Below are 18418 nucleotides of genomic sequence, written 5' to 3'. Positions count from 1 at the left end.
AGTGTCACGCGGCCAGCCGCACGAGCGGCCGCTGAAGTCCAAGATGGTCGCGCAGCGTGCTGCCTTCATATTCGGTGCGGAACAGTCCACGCCGCTGCAGTTCGGGGATGACCAGCCGCGCAAAGTCATCAAGCCCGGCGGGCAAGGTCGGGGGCAGAATGTTGAAGCCGTCGGCTGCCCCGGCCACGAACCACGCTTCGAGCTCGTCGGCGATGTGCGCGGGCGTGCCGATCACCACCTTGTGCCCGCGCGCGCTGGCGACGCGCGCGACAAGCTGGCGGATGCTGAGCCCTTCCGCGCGGGCGGTATCGACGAACAGCTTCTGGCGGCTCTGCCAGCCGTTGGTGGTAGGGGCTTCCGGCACCGGCCCATCGACCGGATAGCCTGACAGGTCCCACCCCATCAGCGTCGAGACAAGGCCGAGGCCAATGCGCGGATCGACCAGATCCTGCAGTTCGTCGTGCAGGGCCTGTGCCTGGTCCGTCGTCTCGGCCACGAACGGCATGATACCGGGCAGGATCACCACCGCATCGCGCGATCGGCCCGCCGCTACCGCTGCCGTGCGCACGGCATCGGCAAAGGTCAGCGCGTCGGCGAGCGATTGCTGCGCGGTGAACACGATTTCGGCCGTAGCCCCTGCCAGTTTGACGCCGTCCGCCGAAGAGCCTGCCTGGGCGATGACCGGATGCCCCTGCACCGGCCGTCCGGTCTGCGACGGTCCGGCGACGCGGAAGTGCGCACCGGCATGGTCGATCGGGCGGACCTTTGCCGCATCGAAGAAGCGCCGTCCGCTTTGGTCGAACAGCAAGGCATCGTCGTCCCAGCTATCCCACAGCGCGCGCACGACATCGAGATATTCGTGCGCCCGCGCGTAGCGTTCGGCATGGTCGAGCTGCGCGTCGAGTCCGAAATTGCGCGCCTCGCCATCGGACGCCGAGGTCACGCAATTCCATCCCGCGCGCCCGCCGCTGATCTGGTCGAGCGAGGCGAATTTGCGCGCCAGATGATAGGGCGGGAAATAGGTCGCCGACACCGTCGCGACCAAGCCGATCTGCTGCGTTACCGGCGCGAGCGCCGCCAGCAGGGTCAGCGGGTCGAGATAATAAACCGGCGCGATCTGCTCAGCGAGCGGGCCGCCGCCGAAGGCCGCGACATTGTCGGCAAAGAAAAGCGCATCGAACTTCGCCGCCTCGGCGGCTTGCGCCAGTCGGGTATAATGCGCCAGCTCGGTCAAATCCTGCGGGCGTACCGACGGATGCAGCCACGCGGCGAGATGGTGGCCCACCCCCATCAGAAAGGCACCCAATTTCATCTGCCGCTTGGCCACGCTCAGAACTTGCCCTTGAGCGTCGCGCCGAAGGTGCGCGGATCGCCGAGCACCTTGACGAAGGGGCTGACCGAATTTTCCGCCCCGATCCCGACCGCATAGCGCTTGTCGAAGATGTTGCGCGCCCAGAACAGCAGCGAGTAGCGCCCATCGATGCCATGCAGGCCGATCCCGCCATTGGTCAGGCCATAGCCTCCCTGATTGCCATAGGCCGAATAGGGGTTGAGCAGGTTGGTCGCGCTGCGATAGGTCTGATTGAGATACGCAGTGAGCGCGACGCGACGGCTGATCGGTGCATCATAATTGAGGCTCGCCTGCCCCGACCATTTCGATGAGCCGATGACGCGCTTGCCCGACAGATCGACCGTGGAAACGACGTTGCTAAACTCGATGGGTGCCGGCGCATTGGTGTACGATCGATAGGTCGCGTCGTTGAACGATCCGTTGAGCGACGCGCTGAACCCACCGCCCAGCTTCGCTTCGCCTTCAATCTCGACACCGCGCAGCCGGACCCTGGCGGCATTGCCGAGGAAGTTGCCGAGCGTCGGCCGTGTCAGATCGATCTGCGCGGCCTGATAATCCCGAATATCGTTCCAATAGAGATTGCCGTTCAGCGTTGCGCGGCCACCGAACAGCTTGGTTTTCACCCCGATCTCATAATCGGTCGATTTTTCGGGGTTGATGATGAGGGGTTTGCCCGGCCCCGGCGTCGCGCTCAAATTGGGCGTCGCGCTCAGATTGGCTGCCCCCGACTTCTCGCCATAACTGACCGAGGCATAGAGCAACACAGCATCGCTGATCTTGTACGACGGGTTGACCAGCCACGACCAGCTGTCGGTCGTGCGGCTATCGGCATAGGTCGGAAAGATGCCGCCAAAGGCCGACAGGATCGCGGCGCGCGCCGGCGCGAGCGCGCCCGGCAGCGTCGCGCCGCCGAAGGTCAGGCCCGTATTGGACGCCCGCTTGGTCTCGCGCGTGAAGCGCACGCCGCCAGTGAGGCTGAGCCGGTCAGCAAGATGCCATGTTGCCTGCCCAAAGCCTGCACCGCTGGTGACGTGCAGTGTGCCATATTGATCGTACTCGACCCCGTTGAGGATCGCGGGCGACAACGCCGCCGTCGGCAGCGCGCCGGTCAGGAACCATTTGGTCGAGTCCGCCTGGAAGATCGAGCGGTTGTTGCTGACCAGATCCTCGCGCAGGAAATACCCACCGACCTGATACTCGAGCGCGCCGCCGGTCGGCGACGCCAACCGCACTTCCTGCGAATATTGGTCGACATCGACGTCATAGCCCGCCCGCAGAATCGAAAAGGGCGATCCGTCGCTGTCGTTACGCGGACGAAAGCGCAGTTGCCGCCATGCCGACACCGCCGTCAGCGTATGCGCACCGAGCTTGACGGTCAGTTCGTTGGAAACGCCGGTGACACGGCTGTCGATGCGGTCCTGCGTGTTGAGATCGGCATTGCGCCCGACATCGTAGCTCGGCGTATAGCCGAACAGCCCGCGAACCTTCGTGTCCCAACTGGCAGCGCGCACTGCGCCGTTGGCAAACGTCTTGGCATCGGCGAAATTGGGATAGTAATTGTTATATTCGCTGGTCTCATAATGCTCGGCGATCAGACGGCTGGTGACCGGCCCGCTTTCGAACAGCAATTGCCCGCGCACCGCCCAGCGATTGACGTCGAGATATTTCTGCCCGTCATAGGCATTGCGCGCCCAGCCATTCGACGCGTCGCGATAATAGGTCAGGCGATAGGCCAGCGTGTCGCCTATCACCGGGCCGGTCGCATTGGCGCGGATCTGGTAACGCCCGTAATTGGCATAGCCCGCCTCGAGATTGAGCTCAGGCGTAAAGCTCGGTCGCTTGGTCGTGACGATCAGCGCGCCGATCGTAGTGTTCTTGCCGAGCAGCGTGCCCTGCGGCCCGCGCACCAGCTCGATATGGTCGAGATCGACAAAATCGAGCCAACTGAACCCGACATGGGTGAAAAACACGTTGTCGACGATCAGGCCGACGCCGCCCTCCGCGCCGTCATTGTTGGCGTTGCCGCCAAGGCCGCGCACATAAAGGCCGGATACGCGTGTATTCTGCTGGACCGCCGCGAAATTCGGCAGCTTGGCCGCATAATCGGCGACCCGGTCGAGATGCTGCGCCTGCAGCGTGTCGCCCGAAACCGCAGTAATCGCCGCCGGCACGTCCTGCAGGCGCTCACTCCGCCGCCTGGCGGTGATCAAAATGTCCGCGGAGCCTTGATCGGCCTGGACGTCTTCGCTCGGCTCGGACCGATCGGCAGGTGCCACTCCCGCCACCCGCGTTTGCGCATCGGCGTGTGGACTGCCTGCAAGCAGCGCCCCGATCGCGACACCAGAGTAAAATCCTGATCGTACCCAAGTCTTCATTATCGCCCCCAATTTCCCATTAGAATGATAGGAAAATGGAACGTCACAACCGCCTCCCGCCTTTCAACGGTGAAAATTTTTCTTCGCGAGCAGCGAGCCCGCTCCGCTTCGTTCAGAAAATCATCGGGTTAGCCGCAGAAGACCGGCCAAACGTCGGGCCTCGCGCCCCGATGCCTGCAAAGATCGACAAGCCGGATTTTCTCCGGGCACAGCATTTCTTCTGAATTCCCATCGCCGCGATGGTCTATTGAACGGGTGGTAAAAAATGGGACCGGCATGCGGACGTTTGCGCCACCCGGCACCTTGAACCGGGCTCGGCGCTGACCCCGACTCCCGTGCAAATGTCGAGCAGGCCGTCCCCGCTGTTCGGTCGCCGGCTCCCTTTGTTCGGGACCACCGGGGATTGTCGGCTCTCAACCAACAGGAACCACGATGACGGAAACAACCGCATTCCCGACCTCGATCGCCTTTCCGCGCGAATTGGGCATTGTCGTGGAGGGCCTGCAGCACGCCCGGCGCGACTGGCGGGCAAGCCAGGCGCGTCATGCCGAACGTGGCATCCAGTTCCCTTCGCGATTGGCGCTTCGACGGATCCTGCACGAGCTTGGCACCGCGTTGTTCCCGTTGCGGCTAGGGCCGCCCGAACTCACGATCGGCAACGAAAACGCATGGGTCGAGGCCACGCTTGAATCGACCCTTTCACAACTCGGTGCGCAAATTGCGATTGAGCTGCGCGTTGCGCGGCCCGAGATCGACCGGGTGGCCGAAGGCCTGGAGGTCGAGCGCATTCTCGGCGCATTTACAGCAGGCCTGCCCGACATCCGGCGCGCGCTCGATGACGATGTCGACGCAGGCTACGCCAATGATCCTGCGGCGCGCAGCGTCGATGAGGTCCTGTTGTCCTATCCGTCGCTGGCGGCGATCATCCACTATCGGCTCGCCCACCGCCTGCATCGGCTGGGCGCTCCGCTGGTCGCGCGGGTCATCGCCGAGATCGCGCATGCCGAAACCGGCATCGATATCCATCCCGGCGCGCAGATCGGCCGCAGCTTTTTTATCGACCACGGCACCGGGATCGTGATCGGCGAAACCGCAACGATCGGCAACCGTGTGCGGCTGTATCAAGGTGTCACGTTGGGGGGAGAGCCGTTGCCGGCCGGCGGGGCTGCGGCAGCCGTAGAGGGCGGCACGACGCGACGCCACCCCGCGATCGCCGACGATGTCGTCATTTTCGCCGGTGCCGTGTTGCTCGGCCCGATCACGATCGGCGCACGCACACGCATTGCTGGAAATGTGTGGCTGCGCGGCGATGTGCCGCCCGACAGCGTGGTCGAGGCGTCCGTTCCGGTCATCCGCCCAAAGCGGCCCGGCGAATGATGCGCGCAGCCAAGCGGCAATCGCATCGCATGGTTTTGTCAAAGGTGGAGACTTGCATGAAAACCCTGGCCGTCCTTGCTTTCGCATCCGTTTTGGTCACCGGGGCCAGCGCGGCAACGCCAGCCCCCGCTCCGCATGTAGCGGCCGCGACGATCGACGATTTGGCCAAGCCACTGCCCTTGCCCTATGACGAGAAAGCCGATGCGCATGCCGATCTCGCCGCCGCAATCAAACGCGCCAAACGCGAACGCAAACGCCTGTTGATCGACATGGGGGGCAATTGGTGCCCAGATTGTCGGGTACTGGCGGGGATCTTTGCGCTGCCTGAGGTAAGGCCTTTCCTCGATCGTCATTTCGTCATCGTCGAAGTCGATATCGGCCGCTACGACAAGAATCTCGACATCGCCGATCGCTATGGCGCGCACTACGATCGCGGCGCGCCAGCCGTTCTGATCGTCGATCCCAAAACCAACCGCCTGGTCAATGACGGGCATACGCTGGCACTGCGCGATGCCCGGCACATGACGCCGCAGGCGCTTGCGGACTGGCTCGCGCAGTGGACCTGATAGCGCGGCAGCGCGTGCTTGGGCGCTTCGACCACGCCCTGCGCGGCGCGGCGGCATCGAGGCCCTATCCCGTTACCGGCACCTTGGGGACAGCGGCGGGATCGGCCAAAGCCTGGGCCTCCCGCAGCACGCGCAGCGCATTTCCACCCCACACCTTGCCGATATCGGCCGGGCTATAGCCCGCCTTCAGCAACGCTGCGGTGACCTTTGGATAAGCGGTGACGTCGTCGAGGCCATCGACACCGCCACCCCCGTCAAAATCGCCACTGATCCCGACATGATCGATTCCGACCAGCTTTATCGCGTGCAACAGATGCGCCATGAACATGTCGAAATCGGCGCGCGGCGCGGGGAATTTCGCTTCGATCGCCTTGCGCCGGGCGACCAGCGCGCGCTTCTCGGCCACGCTCAGCGTGTCCATCCGCATGTACCCGGCCATCAGTTCCTTGGTCGCGGCGTCACGCCCGGGATTGGGGGCGGGAGGAGAAATCATATAACCGCTATAGGCGTTGACTTGGATCACTCCGCCCTTGGACGCGACGAGCAGCGCGTCCGCGTCCGACACATTGCGCGGATGGTCGTGGATTGCGCGCAGGCCCGAATGCGACAGGATGATCGGTGCCCTGGACAAGGCGACGGTCTGCCGCAGCACCTCGTCCGAGGCATGCGAGACATCGATCACCACGCCGAGCCGGTTGGCCTCCGCCACCGCTTCGCGCCCCAATGGGGAAAGGCCGTGCCATTGCGGCGTGTCCGTGGCGCTGTCGCCGAGCGCGTTGTTCTTGAAATGGGTAATCCCCATCATCGTAACGCCAAGCCCGCGAAAGGTCTTCATCAGCGAGAGATCACCCTCGAACGGATATCCATTCTCCATGCTGAGGAAAACAAACCGCTTGCCGCGCGCGGCCGCCCGGATCGCATCGTCAGCGGTCAGCGCGAGCGCGAACACGTCGGAATGTTTGGCGATCATTTCGCGAATTTGCACGGCCCGCCTGATGCCGAAGTCGCGCGCCGCCCGGTCGCCTTCGGGCGTGGCCGGTCCCGACGGGGTATAGATCGCGAAAAAACCACCATCCACACCGCCTTCGACCATGCGGGGATAATCCACCTGATCGCCATCGACGCCGACGCTGTGGCGATCCGTTATGCTCCATCCCGGCCGTCCGAGATTGGCAGGCGTGTCGAAATGAGTGTCGAGCACGATCAGTTTCTCATGGATCGCGCGCGCGGGGTCCGCCTTGGGTACGGCCCGTTGGCGAGCGGCGGTGAGCGTGCTGCTCGCCAGCAGGGTCAGCAACAGGCCGCCAATTGCCGCATGGCGCATTCCAGCCCCCGCTCGCGACCGTCCCTTGTCCCCGCGAGCTCGCCCTAACGCCGCTCCCCTTCGCTCCTTCATTTCTTGTGATCCTCATAAAATTCCGGCGGCGGCGGATTGTCCGGCAGCTTCTTGGGGATATCTGCACCACGATTGCCATCCGCGCCAATAGCACCCGGCCCCGGCCCGATATGCGCCGCGTCGACATTGTTCTCGGCGCAGGAATATTCGGTCAGCCCTTCACCCGGCTTGCCCAACACCCAGGTTCGACCGAAGGTGAACGGCCGCGTGTAGAATTTCTTGTCATCCACCAGCAGGTCCAGATGGATGTGATGCAAATCGGGCCGTGTCCAACGCTCGACCGCGTGCATCTCCCCGCTCGCCGGATTGGCGTTTTCGTCGATCCAGATCTTGTCATCCTTGAAGCCGATCGAATCGATGACAAGCGTGTCCCCTTCCCAGGTGCCGACTGGATTGCCGAAGAAGCGTGGCTCGGGGTCAACCTCATGCTGGCGACCGTCCGTGGGAATGAAGCGATGCGTCGAATAGAGATAGAGAAACGCCAGCCGCTTGGGCGTTTGCAGAATCTCGAAGGGCAAACCACTGGCGTCGTGCCGCGGAATACCGCCGAGGATACACAGAGCCTCGGGGTCGATCGTCTTGGTCAGATTGTGCTGCAGCGCCGCCTCGCCCGCCGCTGTCAGCGGTAGTTTGAAGCCGGGCAAATCCTTGCCGATATTGCCACCCGGCTTACCCTTTTCGGGCACCGGCTTCCAATAGCCGGTCAAATCGGGGTGCCCGGCCGCATCCCGCGGGGCCGGCTGCGGTGCGCCGGTCGGCTCCTCGCCGCGGAGCGACGCACCGTCTCCTTCGACCTCGGGCGAGGGCGCGCTGTGGCGGGGCGAATCCTGCGCCATCACGGGCGACGCCAGGCTGGCGAGCAACGCCAGATAGGGCAAGCGGCGGACAATGCGTTTCATGGAAATCCCCTCAAAAGAGCAGGCGGACGAACGGGTTTCAGAGGAAGCCAATGATGCGCCCGCACACGCCCACCCCCAGCCACAGCAACAACGAAATCGGGGCGAGCAACCGGATCAGCGCGGGCGAATGACCGGTCCGGAACGCGAGGCGCTGGACAACGAAGGACGACAGGACCGCGAGCAGCAGCAACACCATCTTCGTGCGGAACGTGTCGTCGAGATAATAGCGGTTGGGCTTGGAGGCGACGAGCAACACGCCCGACACAAGCATGCCCGCCAACGCGGCCAGAAACACCGGTCGAACGGCAGCGACGATCGCCGCGCCATCGCTGCGGCGGAACAGCACCCGGCCTGACGTCAGATTCCCCACCAGCACCGCCCCGCCAAGCACGGCGAGCCCCAGCAAATGGATCGTCTCGACGATCGCAAACCCCCAGGTGGATTCGCGCATAAACGTCCCCAGCCCGGTCTGGCCGAGCCACAGGAAAAGCGAATGGATCATGACCCGGCCACCCCGATCAATGGAAGTAGGCGATCATGCGACCGCAGACGACGATTCCGGACCACAGCAGGAGCGAGACGGCGGCAGAGATCCTCGCGCCGCGCGGCGTGGCGGTTCCCCGGTCCCACGTCGCCACATGCCGATATGCGGTAAAATGGAAGACCACCAGGTTGGCCCCGGCCAGCAGCAACAGCACCAGCTTCAACTGGAACGCCACACTGCCGGCCAGGCGCACCGCTTCCGACGCGAACAAGGCCGCCCCGCTGAGCGCCATCACGGCAAAGCCGATCCACGTCAGCGGTAACAATTGCCCCGCCACCACCGAAACCTGCTCCCGCCGCAAGGCAATGCCCAGCAATCGCAGATCGACGAGGGCGACCGTCCCCACCATCAGCGTCAATGCCAGCACATGCACGCTTTCGACGATGGGAAACGCCCAATCCGACTCGCTCAGCGCGCGCGAAATCGGCAGGTCATGCAACCACTGGCAAAAGGCGAGGACAGACGACATCGCCTCAGCCGTTGCGCGGATCGCCGTCGCCCGGACCGCCATCGCCGGGCGTCCCGCCGTAGATCGAGCGGCCGCTCGGCAGCAGCACGCGCCGCGCGTCGATCGTATGGGATCCGTCCTTGGCCAGATAGCCATCGACCACCAAAGTGTCGCCGATCTTCACGTCGCCCTTTTTCCAGCCGCGCCGCGACAACGCACCGGGGCCGCCGCCCTCGCACGCCCAGGTCGAAACGACGCCGTTGCGCCCCTTTACCTCAAGGTAAAAATAGGAGTGCGGATTGGTCCATTCGATCTTCGTGATCTTGCCGGTCAGGCGAACGGGCTTGGATCCGTCAAATTCGGCGGAAAAGGAATGGTGCGCGGTGGCGGGCACCGCGGCAAGCCCTAGGGTCGCCGCCAATACGAAGCGTGTCTTCGATAGGGTCATGATAAGCCTCCTGCAAAACGAGAAAAAGGAAGGACGATCACGGACGACCAGCGACCGCATCGAAGCGATCGACGGGGGGCAAGGACAGCGGCTTCCCGCGCGGATACCAATAGGCGGCATGGCAGGCCTCGCACGCCGCATCGATAGCCGCACCGGCAGCGATCAGGCGCTCGGGGTTGCGTGCGGTGATCGCGGCCAAGGCCTGCCGACCGCCCGCCTCCAGCCGTTGGGCGGCACGGACAAACCGCGCCGGGTCGCGATCGATGTCGGCACGAATCTGGACCGCCGTGCGTGTACCCGGGACCGACGCGTCTGCGAGCGGACTATGCCCATCGCCCCCCACAGCCAGGCCCGGACGCTGGAGCTGGCGCGCGCCCGTAATCAACGTCTGCGCATGCCCCAGAAGCCTGCCCCATTCGGCGGCCGATTGGGGCGCGCGCTGCGCCGTGCCACGCTGCGTCTCGACGGTACCGACCGACGCCCACAACGCATCGGCAGATGGGTCGATCGCCGAATCCATCGTAGACTGAATGGTGATGGGTGCCGCGTTACCCGCCGACGCGCCCTCGACGGCGAGCACGCCAACCAGGAAGGCAGCGCCCGAGAGCCACACGCCAAGGGCCAGCAGGCCCAACCGCTGCCCATAGCCGGAGTGGGCTTCTTGATACTCGATCAGCACAGAATGCGCCCTCCCCTTGCACCCGCCGCCTCCTCGATTACGAATTTCAATTCCTATCTGTCGAGTATGAATAATCGGGACCGGTGGATCTGGTCCATCCCGGACAATCCGGCCCTTCCAGACGCCAAGCTGCTATGCGGGTGCACGGTAGTCGGCCCGGAACAGCTGTCCGTTCAGGCACCCGTCGCGCGCGCGACCATTAAAGCTTTCGACGAAGCCGTTCTGCAGCGGCTTGCGCCAGGGTCAGCCGACCTCAGTTGCGAACGATCGCAAAGCGTCCACCTCGTCGAAATTCTCTCGGTGAAAACTTTCCGCAAGCGGGCTGCAACTTCGAGCCCACTAAGCCGCTCTAACAGGCGACAGCCACTCCCGACGCCACGAATATCATGACACAGGCCCGAGATACGATAGTGGTTCAGTTACCGTCGCCAGCACCAGCTTCTGAACGACCATGTTATCATCGAACCGCCAGACTTTGATTGTGTGACGACCGACTCCGAGCTCCCCGAGACCAGTGGAAAGCCGCAGGACATTATTGCACACTGCGTCGGCCCAACGTTTCTTCGCCTCCGAATTTTGATCGCCGCCCGTTGCTTCGAGCGATGCACGCAAAATCTGGACCGGCCGATTGTCGATCGACACCCCGATCCGCGCGCCGTGATGCCCGGCGACGTCAAGGGTCGGCACCAGATACAGCGCTAAGGTCGCGGGCCCGGCCTGTTGCACCACGATATCATATTCCAGAAAGACGCTGTCCTCCGCGTCGGTAGCGGGGTGCCCCTGCGGGAGAGCAATCATCGCACCGTCGGTACGGCCGAGATGCGCGACCGGTGTCCAACGCAAGCCCTTTCCGTCGCGCACGCGGCTGAACGCCGTGGCTTCGATCGCAACGATTCCAGGCGGCGCGGGCGCGCGCGCGATGAATTTGGGGACCGGCTGTCGACGATCTTTCGGCGTATCGGCACCGACGCGGACGATGCTTGGCATGGTCTGCTGTGTCGGGTCGTTCCAGATGACGTAGTTCATGTGAACCTGCGCCATCATGCCGTTCCACTTGCCGCCGTTGATGCTGTGGTACCGCTGCACCAGTTCGCCGTCGCGATGGAACGCGGCTTCGACTTGATCGGCGAAGTGGTTGGCGCGCGAATCATTTTTAGATCCGAGCAGACGATTCCAAGCGGTGCCGTAATACATGCGGTAGAGGTTCGCCATTGCGGCGATCGGATATTCGATAAGCTGGTAATATGCGTCGCGTTGATCGGACTGCAACCGGTCTCGCACCGCCAGCATGCGCGCTTCCAGCGCGTCCCATTCTGCAACCATCGCGCCGAATTCGCCACCGTCGAGCCCCGCCGGGGTTGCCCCGCCCAACGGAAAGCTGGTCTGGTCGATCAGTTCGGGTTTGCGGCGGGCAGTATACTGGCTGTATGCTGTTATCATCTCGCCGATCGCGCCGGCCTGCTCCGGCCCGAACGTTGCGGTGGCCCATGCGCGCGGATAGGCGGCGAGCGCCTCGGGCGTCATCGCCTCCGGGTTCCACGCCTGCGCCAGAAAGAAAGCGAGCGGGTATTCCATCGGCTTGATATCGCCGACATTGGCGATCCAGATCGTGCGGACATCGTGCCGGTAGGCAAGGTCCATCTGCTGCCAGACCTTTTCGATCTGATTGGTGTTGATCCATTTGTAATTGCGCGGGCCGCCGACATAATCGAAGTGATAATAGATGCCATAGCCGCCCGACCGCGGCGGCGCGGCTGGATCGGGCAGCCGACGGAGCTGGCCCCAATTGTCGTCGGAGAACAGCAGCGTCACGTCGTCCGGCACCTTCATGCCGTGGTCGTAATAGTCCTGCACTTCCTTGTAGAGCGCCCAGACCTGCGGTGTCGCGCTGGCTGGTTTGCCGGTAACCTCGGCGATGATCCGGCGCTGGTCGGCGACGACCTGTTCCAACAGCCCGGTCGCGGTGCCCTCGGCCATCGCCTCGTCGCCATCGCCGCGCATGCCGACGGTGACCACGGACTCATAGGCCTTGCCGCCCCCTTTCGACGTCATGCGTTCGATACCACCGCGCCAGAAGGCGCGCAGATGATCGCCGTTCTTGGTATAATCCCAGGGTCCGCCGGTGATGCCCTGGTCCTGGTGGCGGTGCCACTCCGCTTGCGCCCGCAGCATCGGCTCATGGTGCGAATTGCCCATGACCACGCCCATCGCATCGGCCAGGACCATGCTCGCGGGGTCGTCGTCCGCGAACGCCTTGCCCCACATTGCGGGCCACAGATAATTGCCCTTCATGCGCAACAGCAACTCGAACACGTGCGCATACATGGCCGCGTTCACGCCACCGAATGTCCTGATCGCCCAGCCGGACAGGCACGGGTCCTCGTCATTGATGAAGAAGCCGCGATATTTGACCTTGGGCTGATCGCGGCGACTGCCCGCGGGGATAAGGATCTCGCGCTGGCGGCGCACCGGTACATCGGCGAACCAATGCCATGGCGACACGCCGATCCGCGCGGAGAGATCGTAGGTGCCGAACACCGCGCCACGCCGGTCCGCGCCGACGATCACCAGCGCGCGCGCCACGCCGGGCATCGGGTCATCGACGACGATCTGGCGGAAAGCTTCCCACTCGCCGCGTAGATCGGCCGCTTCGATGCGGCCGGCGCGAACGAGTTGGTCGATCACTGGGCTCTGGCCGATAACGCCGATGATCACGACAGGCCCGCGAACATCCACGATCCGACCTTCGATCAGCGCCGCGCGGCTCCCGCTCACGCGCCCGAGATCGTCCGCAAAGCTGGCGGCGACACGCCGGACCGCGCTGTCGGCATCAGCATCCACGTAGACCGTCGCAGGCTTTGAATCGGCAATCAGGCGGAATGCAGTAAGCGGGTCCGGTGCCGCATCCGCCATGGGCGCTGCGAGCGATGGCACCGCAAGCGCACCGAGTGCCGCCCCCCACCCTGCGCTAGCCAGCAATGTGCGGCGGGACAGCGCCGGAAGTGAATAGCCGCTCATCTTGCTCTCCGAATTTCGTCCGACGCCGCCGAGAGACATGCCCCGCCGCTCCGCCTCATTGCACCTGTCCAACCACGATCGATCTCGCCGACAGATCGAAGGCGAGCCGCCCGCCATCCTGCGCGCCACTGAAGCGCACCGGATGCACGGCATCGGAGGCATCGAAACTGTTGTCGCCGTCCACGCCGCGCGCGGCCGAGGCGTCGACCATTGCCATGTGGTACGGCCCGCGCCGATGCCAGGCGTCTTCCCCGAACTCCGGCACCTGCCCCTTGGCCCCGTCGCGCATCGCATGATCGCAGGGCCGCGCCCGCGATCCGCATGGCACCGCGATGTCGAAGCAGGGCCCGCGGCGGTCTATCTGGAGCGCGGCAGCGAGCGGAGAGCCCATCAGGCTACCCGCAAGCGCACTGGGGCCAGGTAGGACAGAGATTGGCCCAGCCCGCGCCCATATGGGCTCATCGGAAAAGCGCGATCGGGACCGCCTGCCCCATCCGCGCATAGCCTGCCGGGGATGGGTGCAGACCATCGCCCGAATCGAACGCCGGCGCGAGACGCTCGGGACGCGACGGATCGCGCATGACCGCATCGAAATCGACCACCGCGTCGAACACCCCGGCGCTGCGGATCCAGCGGTTGATCGCGACGCGGTCTGCCTCGCCGGGTGCGCCGGGATGATAATAAGCCGATCCGCCGAATGGCAGGATCGTCGCGCCGATCACCTTGATCCCGCGATCGTGCGCGCGTGCGACGATTTGGCGATAGCCTTGCTCGAGATCGGCGACGAGTGCTGCATGCTCGGCCTCCGGGACGGGATGGTCGCGCGTCAGCACGCCGAGATCGTTGACCCCCTCGAGTACGATCAGATAGCGCACGCCCGGCTGCGCCAGAACATCGCGGTCGAGCCGCGCGAGCGCGTTGGGCCCGAGCCCGTCGCGCAACACGCGATTGCCGCCGATGCCCTGATTGACGATCGACAGGCCCGCGCCCGCCGGCAAGCGCGCGGCGAGCACGTCGGTCCAGCGATCGTCGCCATCGGTGGTCGCGCCGTGCCCGTCGGTGATCGAATCGCCGAGCGCGACGATCGTGCCACCACATCCCGCGACATCGACGCCCGATACGAGATACCAATGCTCGACACGTTCGCCGGTGAGCGTCGCATCAGCAGCATGGTTGCCGGCGGCGATGTAGCTGCTCGTGCGCGAACCGGGATGGCCGGTCACCCCGCTCGGGGCCTGCGGCAGATGGAGGCTGATCGACAGCGTCGCGCGATCGGGAACCGGAAACGCGATCGGATCCGACACATATTCGGCACCGGCGGGGATCGTCACCTGCGCGCGCCCGCCGAACGACAGCGTGTGATCGCTGCCGGCACGGACACGCGCCGAACCACTCGCCTCGGCCAAACCGAGATGCACGGAGTCGATCGTGAGCGGGGCCGTCCCCACGAGGTTGGAGAGGTGGACACGCAGCCGTGCGCCGCCCCCTGAAAGGCGCACCGTCTGACGCAGCGTCGCATCGCGCAATTTGGCGGCGATCCCGGTATCCGCCTGGTCCGGCTCCTTTTGCGACGATGCCCAACTCGCATGCCATTGCGCCGCACAGGGGTGGCCGGTTGCGGCGCTCGCCAACGCAGGGGCGGCGAGCGCCAGCATCGTGGCCAGAGAACGAAGGATCATCGGCAAGTCTCCCGTCTGGATGGCGGCACGGCGCGTCATGCGATTTGCTCGGGCGCCACCGGCCCGTAACGCGGCACGAGCAGGTGGATCACGCCGAGCGCGACAAGATAGGCGCAGGATGCGACGAGGAAAATCGGCTGGTAGCTGCCGAGCGTTGCCAGGATCGTTCCCGCAAACTTCGCCATGATCATCCCGCCCAGCGCCCCGGTCAGGCCGCCGAGCCCGATCACCGATCCGGCACGCCCGCGCGGGAACAGGTCGCCCGGCAACGCGTAGACGTTGGCCGAAAAGCCCTGATGTGCGGCGCAGGCCAAGCCGATCAGCAGCACCGCGACCCACAGATTGGGGGCGTGCGCGGCAAAGGCGATCGGCAGCGCGAACAGGGCGCAGACGAACATCGCGGTCTTGCGCGCGCGGCCCGTGGCCCAGCCGCGCGACAGCAGCCGCGACGACAGCCAGCCGCCGCCGATCGAACCGACATCGGCGAGCAAATACACGGCGACCAACGGCGGCCCGAAGTCGAGCATCTTCACATGATATTGCCGGTTGAAGAAATCGGGCAGCCAGAACAGGAAGGTCCACCACACTGGGTCGATCAGGAAGCGCCCGAGCATATAGGCCCAGGTCTGGCGCAGCCCAAGCAGCTTGCGCCACGCGATCGGCCGCGCACGCTCGGCGGGCTCGCGTTCGATCCAGGCGAGTTCCTCGGCCGAGACTGCGGCATGGTCGTGCGGGCGGCGATAGAAGCCGAGCCAGGCGATCAGCCACAGGATCGTCAGCGCGCCGGTGGCAATGAACGCCATCCGCCAGCCAAAGCTCACCGCGATCACCGGTACGACCAGTGGGGTGACGATCGCACCGACGTTCGACCCGGCGTTGAAGATGCCGATCGCCAGTGCGCGCTCGGATTTTGGGAACCATTCGCCCGTCGCGGCGAGGGCTGCGGGAAACGCTCCCGCCTCGCCGATCGCGAGCGGCACCCGCGCGAATGCCATGCCGAGCGTACCGGTGAACAGCACGTGCGCGACGTGGCCGATCGTCCATAAGGTCACCGCCAGCGCATAGCCGATCCGCGCACCGACGCGGTCGACCAGCCGACCGAACAGCACATAAGCGAGGCCGTAAGCACCCTGGAACCAGATTGCGAGATTGGCATAGCCTTGCTCGCTCCAGCCATATTGCGCCTGCAGGCTGGGTTTCAGCACCGGCAGGACAAGACGATCGACGTAGCTGAGCACGACCGCGGCGAACAGCAGGCCGCAGATGACCCAGCGGACGTTACCGCGCGGTCGCCGCTCAGCGGTCACCAGTTATACATCGTGCCGTCTTCGAGACGGTTCACCGGCAGGTAGGCGCGCTTGTAAGGATATTGCGCAGCGAGCACTTCGTCGAGCTCGACGCCAAGGCCCGGTTTCTCACCCGGATGCATCATCCCGCGCTCGAAGCTATAGGCATGCGGGAACACCGCGTCGGTCTCGGGGGTGTGCCGCATATATTCCTGCACGCCGAAATTGGGCACCGACAGATCGAAATGGAGCGCCGCCGCCATGCACACTGGCGACAGATCGGTCGCGCCGTGGCAGCCGGTGCGGATCTGGTAAAGATCAGCGAGCGCCGCGATCCGACGCAGATGCGTGATGCCGCCGGCATGGACGACGGTCGCGCGGATATAGTCGATCAGCTGGTTCTCAATCAGATGCTTGGCGTCCCAGATCGAGTTGAAGATCTCCCCCACTGCAAGCGGCGTAGTGGTGTGCTGGCGGATCAGGCGGAACGCGTCCTGATTCTCGGCAGGCGTCGCATCCTCGAGCCAGAACGGGCGATACGGCTCGAGATCCTTGCCCAAACGACCCGCCTCGATCGGCGTCAGGCGGTGGTGGATGTCGTGTAACAGATGCACGTCCCAACCGAGCGCCGCGCGCGCCGCCTTGAACAGCTCGGGCACGACGCGCAGATATTTCTCGGTCGACCACAGATTCTCGGTCGGCAGATCGGCATCGGCAGGTTCGTAGAACATCTTGTCCTTCGACACGCCGTAAGTAGAGGGCAGCCCCGGCACGCCGCATTGCAGCCGAATCGCCTTATACCCCTGCCGCTGATAATCGCGTGCGACCTCGACCGTCTCGTCGATCGAGACGCCATTGGCATGGCCATAGACCATCACGCCGTCGCGACTCGCGCCGCCGAGCAATTGATAGAGCGGGAGCCCGGCGAGCTTGCCCTTAATGTCCCACAAGGCGGTGTCGACTGCGGCGATCGCGCTCATCGTCACGGGCCCGCGCCGCCAATAGGCACCCTTGTAGAGATACTGCCAGATGTCCTCGATCCGGTGAGCATCGCGCCCGATCAGCAAGGGAATGACATGATCGGTCAAATAGCTCGCGACCGAAAGCTCGCGCCCGTTGAGCGTGGCGTCGCCAAGGCCGTAAACGCCGTTCTCAGTCTCGATCTTGAGCGTCACAAAATTGCGGCCAGGGCAAGTGACGATCACCTTGGCATCGATAATCTGGGGCATGGGGTCTTTCCGAGCGGGTGGGAAGGAATAAGGTATGGCAGCGATCAGGTCGGCATGACCTTCGCCGCGCCGATCATGCGATCGCAGCAGGGGCGTGTCGCGCGAGGACTGGCGTGTCCGGTCATGGCATCCTTCCTGTCGGTCGCTTCGACGAAGCGATGGACGCTCTGCGGCGGCCTCTTTACGATAGCGCTACCATGATCGCCTGAGCGCCATCTTGTCAATGATGTCTGTCAGGCAGGTTTAGCGGAACCCCACACCCCCGCGCCGCCCGGACGAGAGACTATGCCAGGCCGAATCTCTGCCGCCGCGCCGTGAGACTCGCGTCCAACTCGGCAATCTCTTGGACCTCGGTCGCCTGGATCAGAGCGGCGAGCACCTTGTCGAGATGCGCCCGCATCGCCCCGCGTGCCAAATCCGGGTCGCGTGCCGCGAGCGCCTCAAAGATTGCAAAATGTTCGTCGATTCGCGGCCCGACCCCGGCGCGATGCGCCTTTTGAGACATCGCTTTCTCCTGCGGCGAACGCAGCCGGGCCTGCCACAGCGCCTCGACCGCGCCGGAAATCGCACTGTTGCGAGTGGCTCTGGCGATGCTGATGTGAAACTGGTGATCGAACGTCTCGGCTTTTTCAACATCTTCGCCCGCAGCCACCAGATTATCGAAAAGCGTTTTGAGTTCCTTGATGTCATGCGCATCGACGCGCGTGGCGGCGATCGCGCAGGCCTCGCCCTCGATAGCGCGGCGCGCCTCCAGAAGCTCGAACGGCCCCACCCCGATCGCCGAGAATTTGCCGCCGCGCGGGGTCTTCGCAGAAACGTACACCCCCGACCCCATCCGGATGTCGACGAGCCCATCCACCTCCAGCGCGATCAACGCTTCGCGAATCGTCGGCCGCGATACGTTGAACGCCTCCGAGAGCTCGCGCTCCGAGGGAAGACGTGTGCCCATCGGATAATGGTCAGCAAGAATTTGCCCGCCAATCTGCCGAGCGATTTCCGCGTAGAGACGTACGGTCTTCAATTTCCCCATCGTCCTTCCGGTTGCCCTACGGCGCATCATATCCCCGCAACACGAGCGGTGAGCACCCTCCGCGCAGCATGCCGCAGCAATGCCCGCAGCGCA

At 64.5% G+C, this 18418-nt stretch carries 16 protein-coding genes and 1 pseudogene; 2 read left to right on the top strand and 15 right to left on the bottom strand.

Annotation, left to right across the window (positions count from 1 at the left end):
- Positions 1–4 precede the first annotated feature (4 nt).
- Both EJC47_RS13570 and EJC47_RS13565 read right to left on the bottom strand, forming a co-directional pair.
- Positions 5–1327, bottom strand: a complete 1323-nt coding sequence (locus EJC47_RS13570) for an LLM class flavin-dependent oxidoreductase (protein WP_260591581.1) — start codon at positions 1325–1327, stop codon at positions 5–7.
- 2 nt (positions 1328–1329) lie between these two features.
- On the bottom strand, positions 1330–3726 hold the full coding sequence (locus tag EJC47_RS13565; RefSeq protein ID WP_126848438.1) for a TonB-dependent receptor: 2397 nt from the start codon (positions 3724–3726) through the stop codon (positions 1330–1332).
- Positions 3727–4158: 432 nt separating this feature from the next.
- Between EJC47_RS13565 and epsC the strand changes: the two genes are divergently transcribed.
- Both epsC and EJC47_RS13555 read left to right on the top strand, forming a co-directional pair.
- A complete protein-coding gene (gene epsC, locus EJC47_RS13560) occupies positions 4159–5103 on the top strand; it encodes a serine O-acetyltransferase EpsC (protein ID WP_126848436.1) in 945 nt (314 codons plus the stop codon).
- Between the two features lie 56 nt (positions 5104–5159).
- The gene (locus EJC47_RS13555; protein ID WP_033963487.1) at positions 5160–5669 is read left to right on the top strand and encodes a thioredoxin family protein; all 510 of its coding nucleotides are present in this window, start codon (positions 5160–5162) and stop codon (positions 5667–5669) included.
- Between the two features lie 64 nt (positions 5670–5733).
- Here the strand turns inward: EJC47_RS13555 and EJC47_RS13550 are convergent, their stop codons facing one another.
- The 13 genes and pseudogenes from EJC47_RS13550 to EJC47_RS13490 all read right to left on the bottom strand — a co-directional run bounded on the left by EJC47_RS13550 (position 5734) and on the right by EJC47_RS13490 (position 18325).
- Positions 5734–6993: a dipeptidase gene (locus tag EJC47_RS13550; protein WP_126848434.1), complete on the bottom strand. Its 1260-nt coding sequence runs from the start codon at positions 6991–6993 to the stop codon at positions 5734–5736.
- 68 nt (positions 6994–7061) lie between these two features.
- Complete coding sequence (locus tag EJC47_RS13545; RefSeq protein WP_033963428.1) at positions 7062–7964, bottom strand: hypothetical protein; 903 nt, start codon at positions 7962–7964, stop codon at positions 7062–7064.
- 37 nt (positions 7965–8001) lie between these two features.
- Positions 8002–8466 carry a DUF6644 family protein gene (locus EJC47_RS13540; protein ID WP_126848432.1) on the bottom strand — a complete coding sequence of 155 codons (465 nt, stop codon included), beginning with the start codon at positions 8464–8466 and terminating at the stop codon, positions 8002–8004.
- Between the two features lie 16 nt (positions 8467–8482).
- Positions 8483–8977 carry a DUF6644 family protein gene (locus EJC47_RS13535; RefSeq protein WP_126848430.1) on the bottom strand — a complete coding sequence of 165 codons (495 nt, stop codon included), beginning with the start codon at positions 8975–8977 and terminating at the stop codon, positions 8483–8485.
- Between the two features lie 4 nt (positions 8978–8981).
- Entirely contained in the window at positions 8982–9404 is a 423-nt protein-coding gene (locus tag EJC47_RS13530; protein ID WP_126848427.1) for a DUF6152 family protein, read from the bottom strand.
- A 37-nt stretch (positions 9405–9441) separates the two neighbouring features.
- Positions 9442–10083 (bottom strand): hypothetical protein, encoded by a 642-nt coding sequence (locus EJC47_RS13525; RefSeq protein ID WP_126848425.1) that lies wholly within the window; start codon positions 10081–10083, stop codon positions 9442–9444.
- Positions 10084–10239: 156 nt separating this feature from the next.
- Positions 10240–10317: pseudogene (locus tag EJC47_RS13520) on the bottom strand (integrase core domain-containing protein); the annotation flags it as partial.
- A 150-nt stretch (positions 10318–10467) separates the two neighbouring features.
- On the bottom strand, positions 10468–13101 hold the full coding sequence (locus tag EJC47_RS13515; RefSeq protein WP_126848423.1) for a glycosyl hydrolase 115 family protein: 2634 nt from the start codon (positions 13099–13101) through the stop codon (positions 10468–10470).
- Positions 13102–13156: 55 nt separating this feature from the next.
- Positions 13157–13492 (bottom strand): hypothetical protein, encoded by a 336-nt coding sequence (locus EJC47_RS13510; protein WP_126848421.1) that lies wholly within the window; start codon positions 13490–13492, stop codon positions 13157–13159.
- 67 nt (positions 13493–13559) lie between these two features.
- Positions 13560–14780 carry an SGNH/GDSL hydrolase family protein gene (locus tag EJC47_RS13505; RefSeq protein ID WP_126848419.1) on the bottom strand — a complete coding sequence of 407 codons (1221 nt, stop codon included), beginning with the start codon at positions 14778–14780 and terminating at the stop codon, positions 13560–13562.
- 35 nt (positions 14781–14815) lie between these two features.
- A complete protein-coding gene (locus EJC47_RS13500; protein WP_126848417.1) occupies positions 14816–16087 on the bottom strand; it encodes an MFS transporter in 1272 nt (423 codons plus the stop codon).
- A complete protein-coding gene (gene manD, locus EJC47_RS13495) occupies positions 16084–17295 on the bottom strand; it encodes a D-mannonate dehydratase ManD (protein WP_126848415.1) in 1212 nt (403 codons plus the stop codon). Before manD ends, EJC47_RS13500 begins: the two co-directional genes overlap by 4 nt.
- 283 nt (positions 17296–17578) lie before the next feature.
- Entirely contained in the window at positions 17579–18325 is a 747-nt protein-coding gene (locus EJC47_RS13490) for a FadR/GntR family transcriptional regulator (protein ID WP_260591580.1), read from the bottom strand.
- Positions 18326–18418: the final 93 nt, after the last annotated feature.

Source organism: Sphingomonas sp. TF3, assembly GCF_003985085.1.
Taxonomy (GTDB): Bacteria; Pseudomonadota; Alphaproteobacteria; order Sphingomonadales; family Sphingomonadaceae; genus Sphingomonas.
Note: the sequence above shows the minus strand (reverse complement) of the source record. Positions and strands in the feature narration are given on the sequence as shown.

Excerpts from the sequence above, each read along its gene's own strand:
- EJC47_RS13565 (WP_126848438.1), bottom strand. The coding sequence starts at position 3,726 with ATGAAGACTTGGGTACGATCAGGATTTTACTCTGGTGTCGCGATCGGG.
- manD (WP_126848415.1), bottom strand. The coding sequence starts at position 17,295 with ATGCCCCAGATTATCGATGCCAAGGTGATCGTCACTTGCCCTGGCCGC.
- EJC47_RS13515 (WP_126848423.1), bottom strand. The coding sequence starts at position 13,101 with ATGAGCGGCTATTCACTTCCGGCGCTGTCCCGCCGCACATTGCTGGCT.
- EJC47_RS13490 (WP_260591580.1), bottom strand. The coding sequence starts at position 18,325 with ATGGGGAAATTGAAGACCGTACGTCTCTACGCGGAAATCGCTCGGCAG.
- epsC (WP_126848436.1), top strand. The coding sequence starts at position 4,159 with ATGACGGAAACAACCGCATTCCCGACCTCGATCGCCTTTCCGCGCGAA.
- EJC47_RS13550 (WP_126848434.1), bottom strand. The coding sequence starts at position 6,993 with ATGCGCCATGCGGCAATTGGCGGCCTGTTGCTGACCCTGCTGGCGAGC.
- EJC47_RS13530 (WP_126848427.1), bottom strand. The coding sequence starts at position 9,404 with ATGACCCTATCGAAGACACGCTTCGTATTGGCGGCGACCCTAGGGCTT.
- EJC47_RS13510 (WP_126848421.1), bottom strand. The coding sequence starts at position 13,492 with ATGGGCTCTCCGCTCGCTGCCGCGCTCCAGATAGACCGCCGCGGGCCC.
- EJC47_RS13545 (WP_033963428.1), bottom strand. The coding sequence starts at position 7,964 with ATGAAACGCATTGTCCGCCGCTTGCCCTATCTGGCGTTGCTCGCCAGC.
- EJC47_RS13555 (WP_033963487.1), top strand. The coding sequence starts at position 5,160 with ATGAAAACCCTGGCCGTCCTTGCTTTCGCATCCGTTTTGGTCACCGGG.
- EJC47_RS13505 (WP_126848419.1), bottom strand. The coding sequence starts at position 14,780 with ATGATCCTTCGTTCTCTGGCCACGATGCTGGCGCTCGCCGCCCCTGCG.
- EJC47_RS13540 (WP_126848432.1), bottom strand. The coding sequence starts at position 8,466 with ATGATCCATTCGCTTTTCCTGTGGCTCGGCCAGACCGGGCTGGGGACG.
- EJC47_RS13535 (WP_126848430.1), bottom strand. The coding sequence starts at position 8,977 with ATGTCGTCTGTCCTCGCCTTTTGCCAGTGGTTGCATGACCTGCCGATT.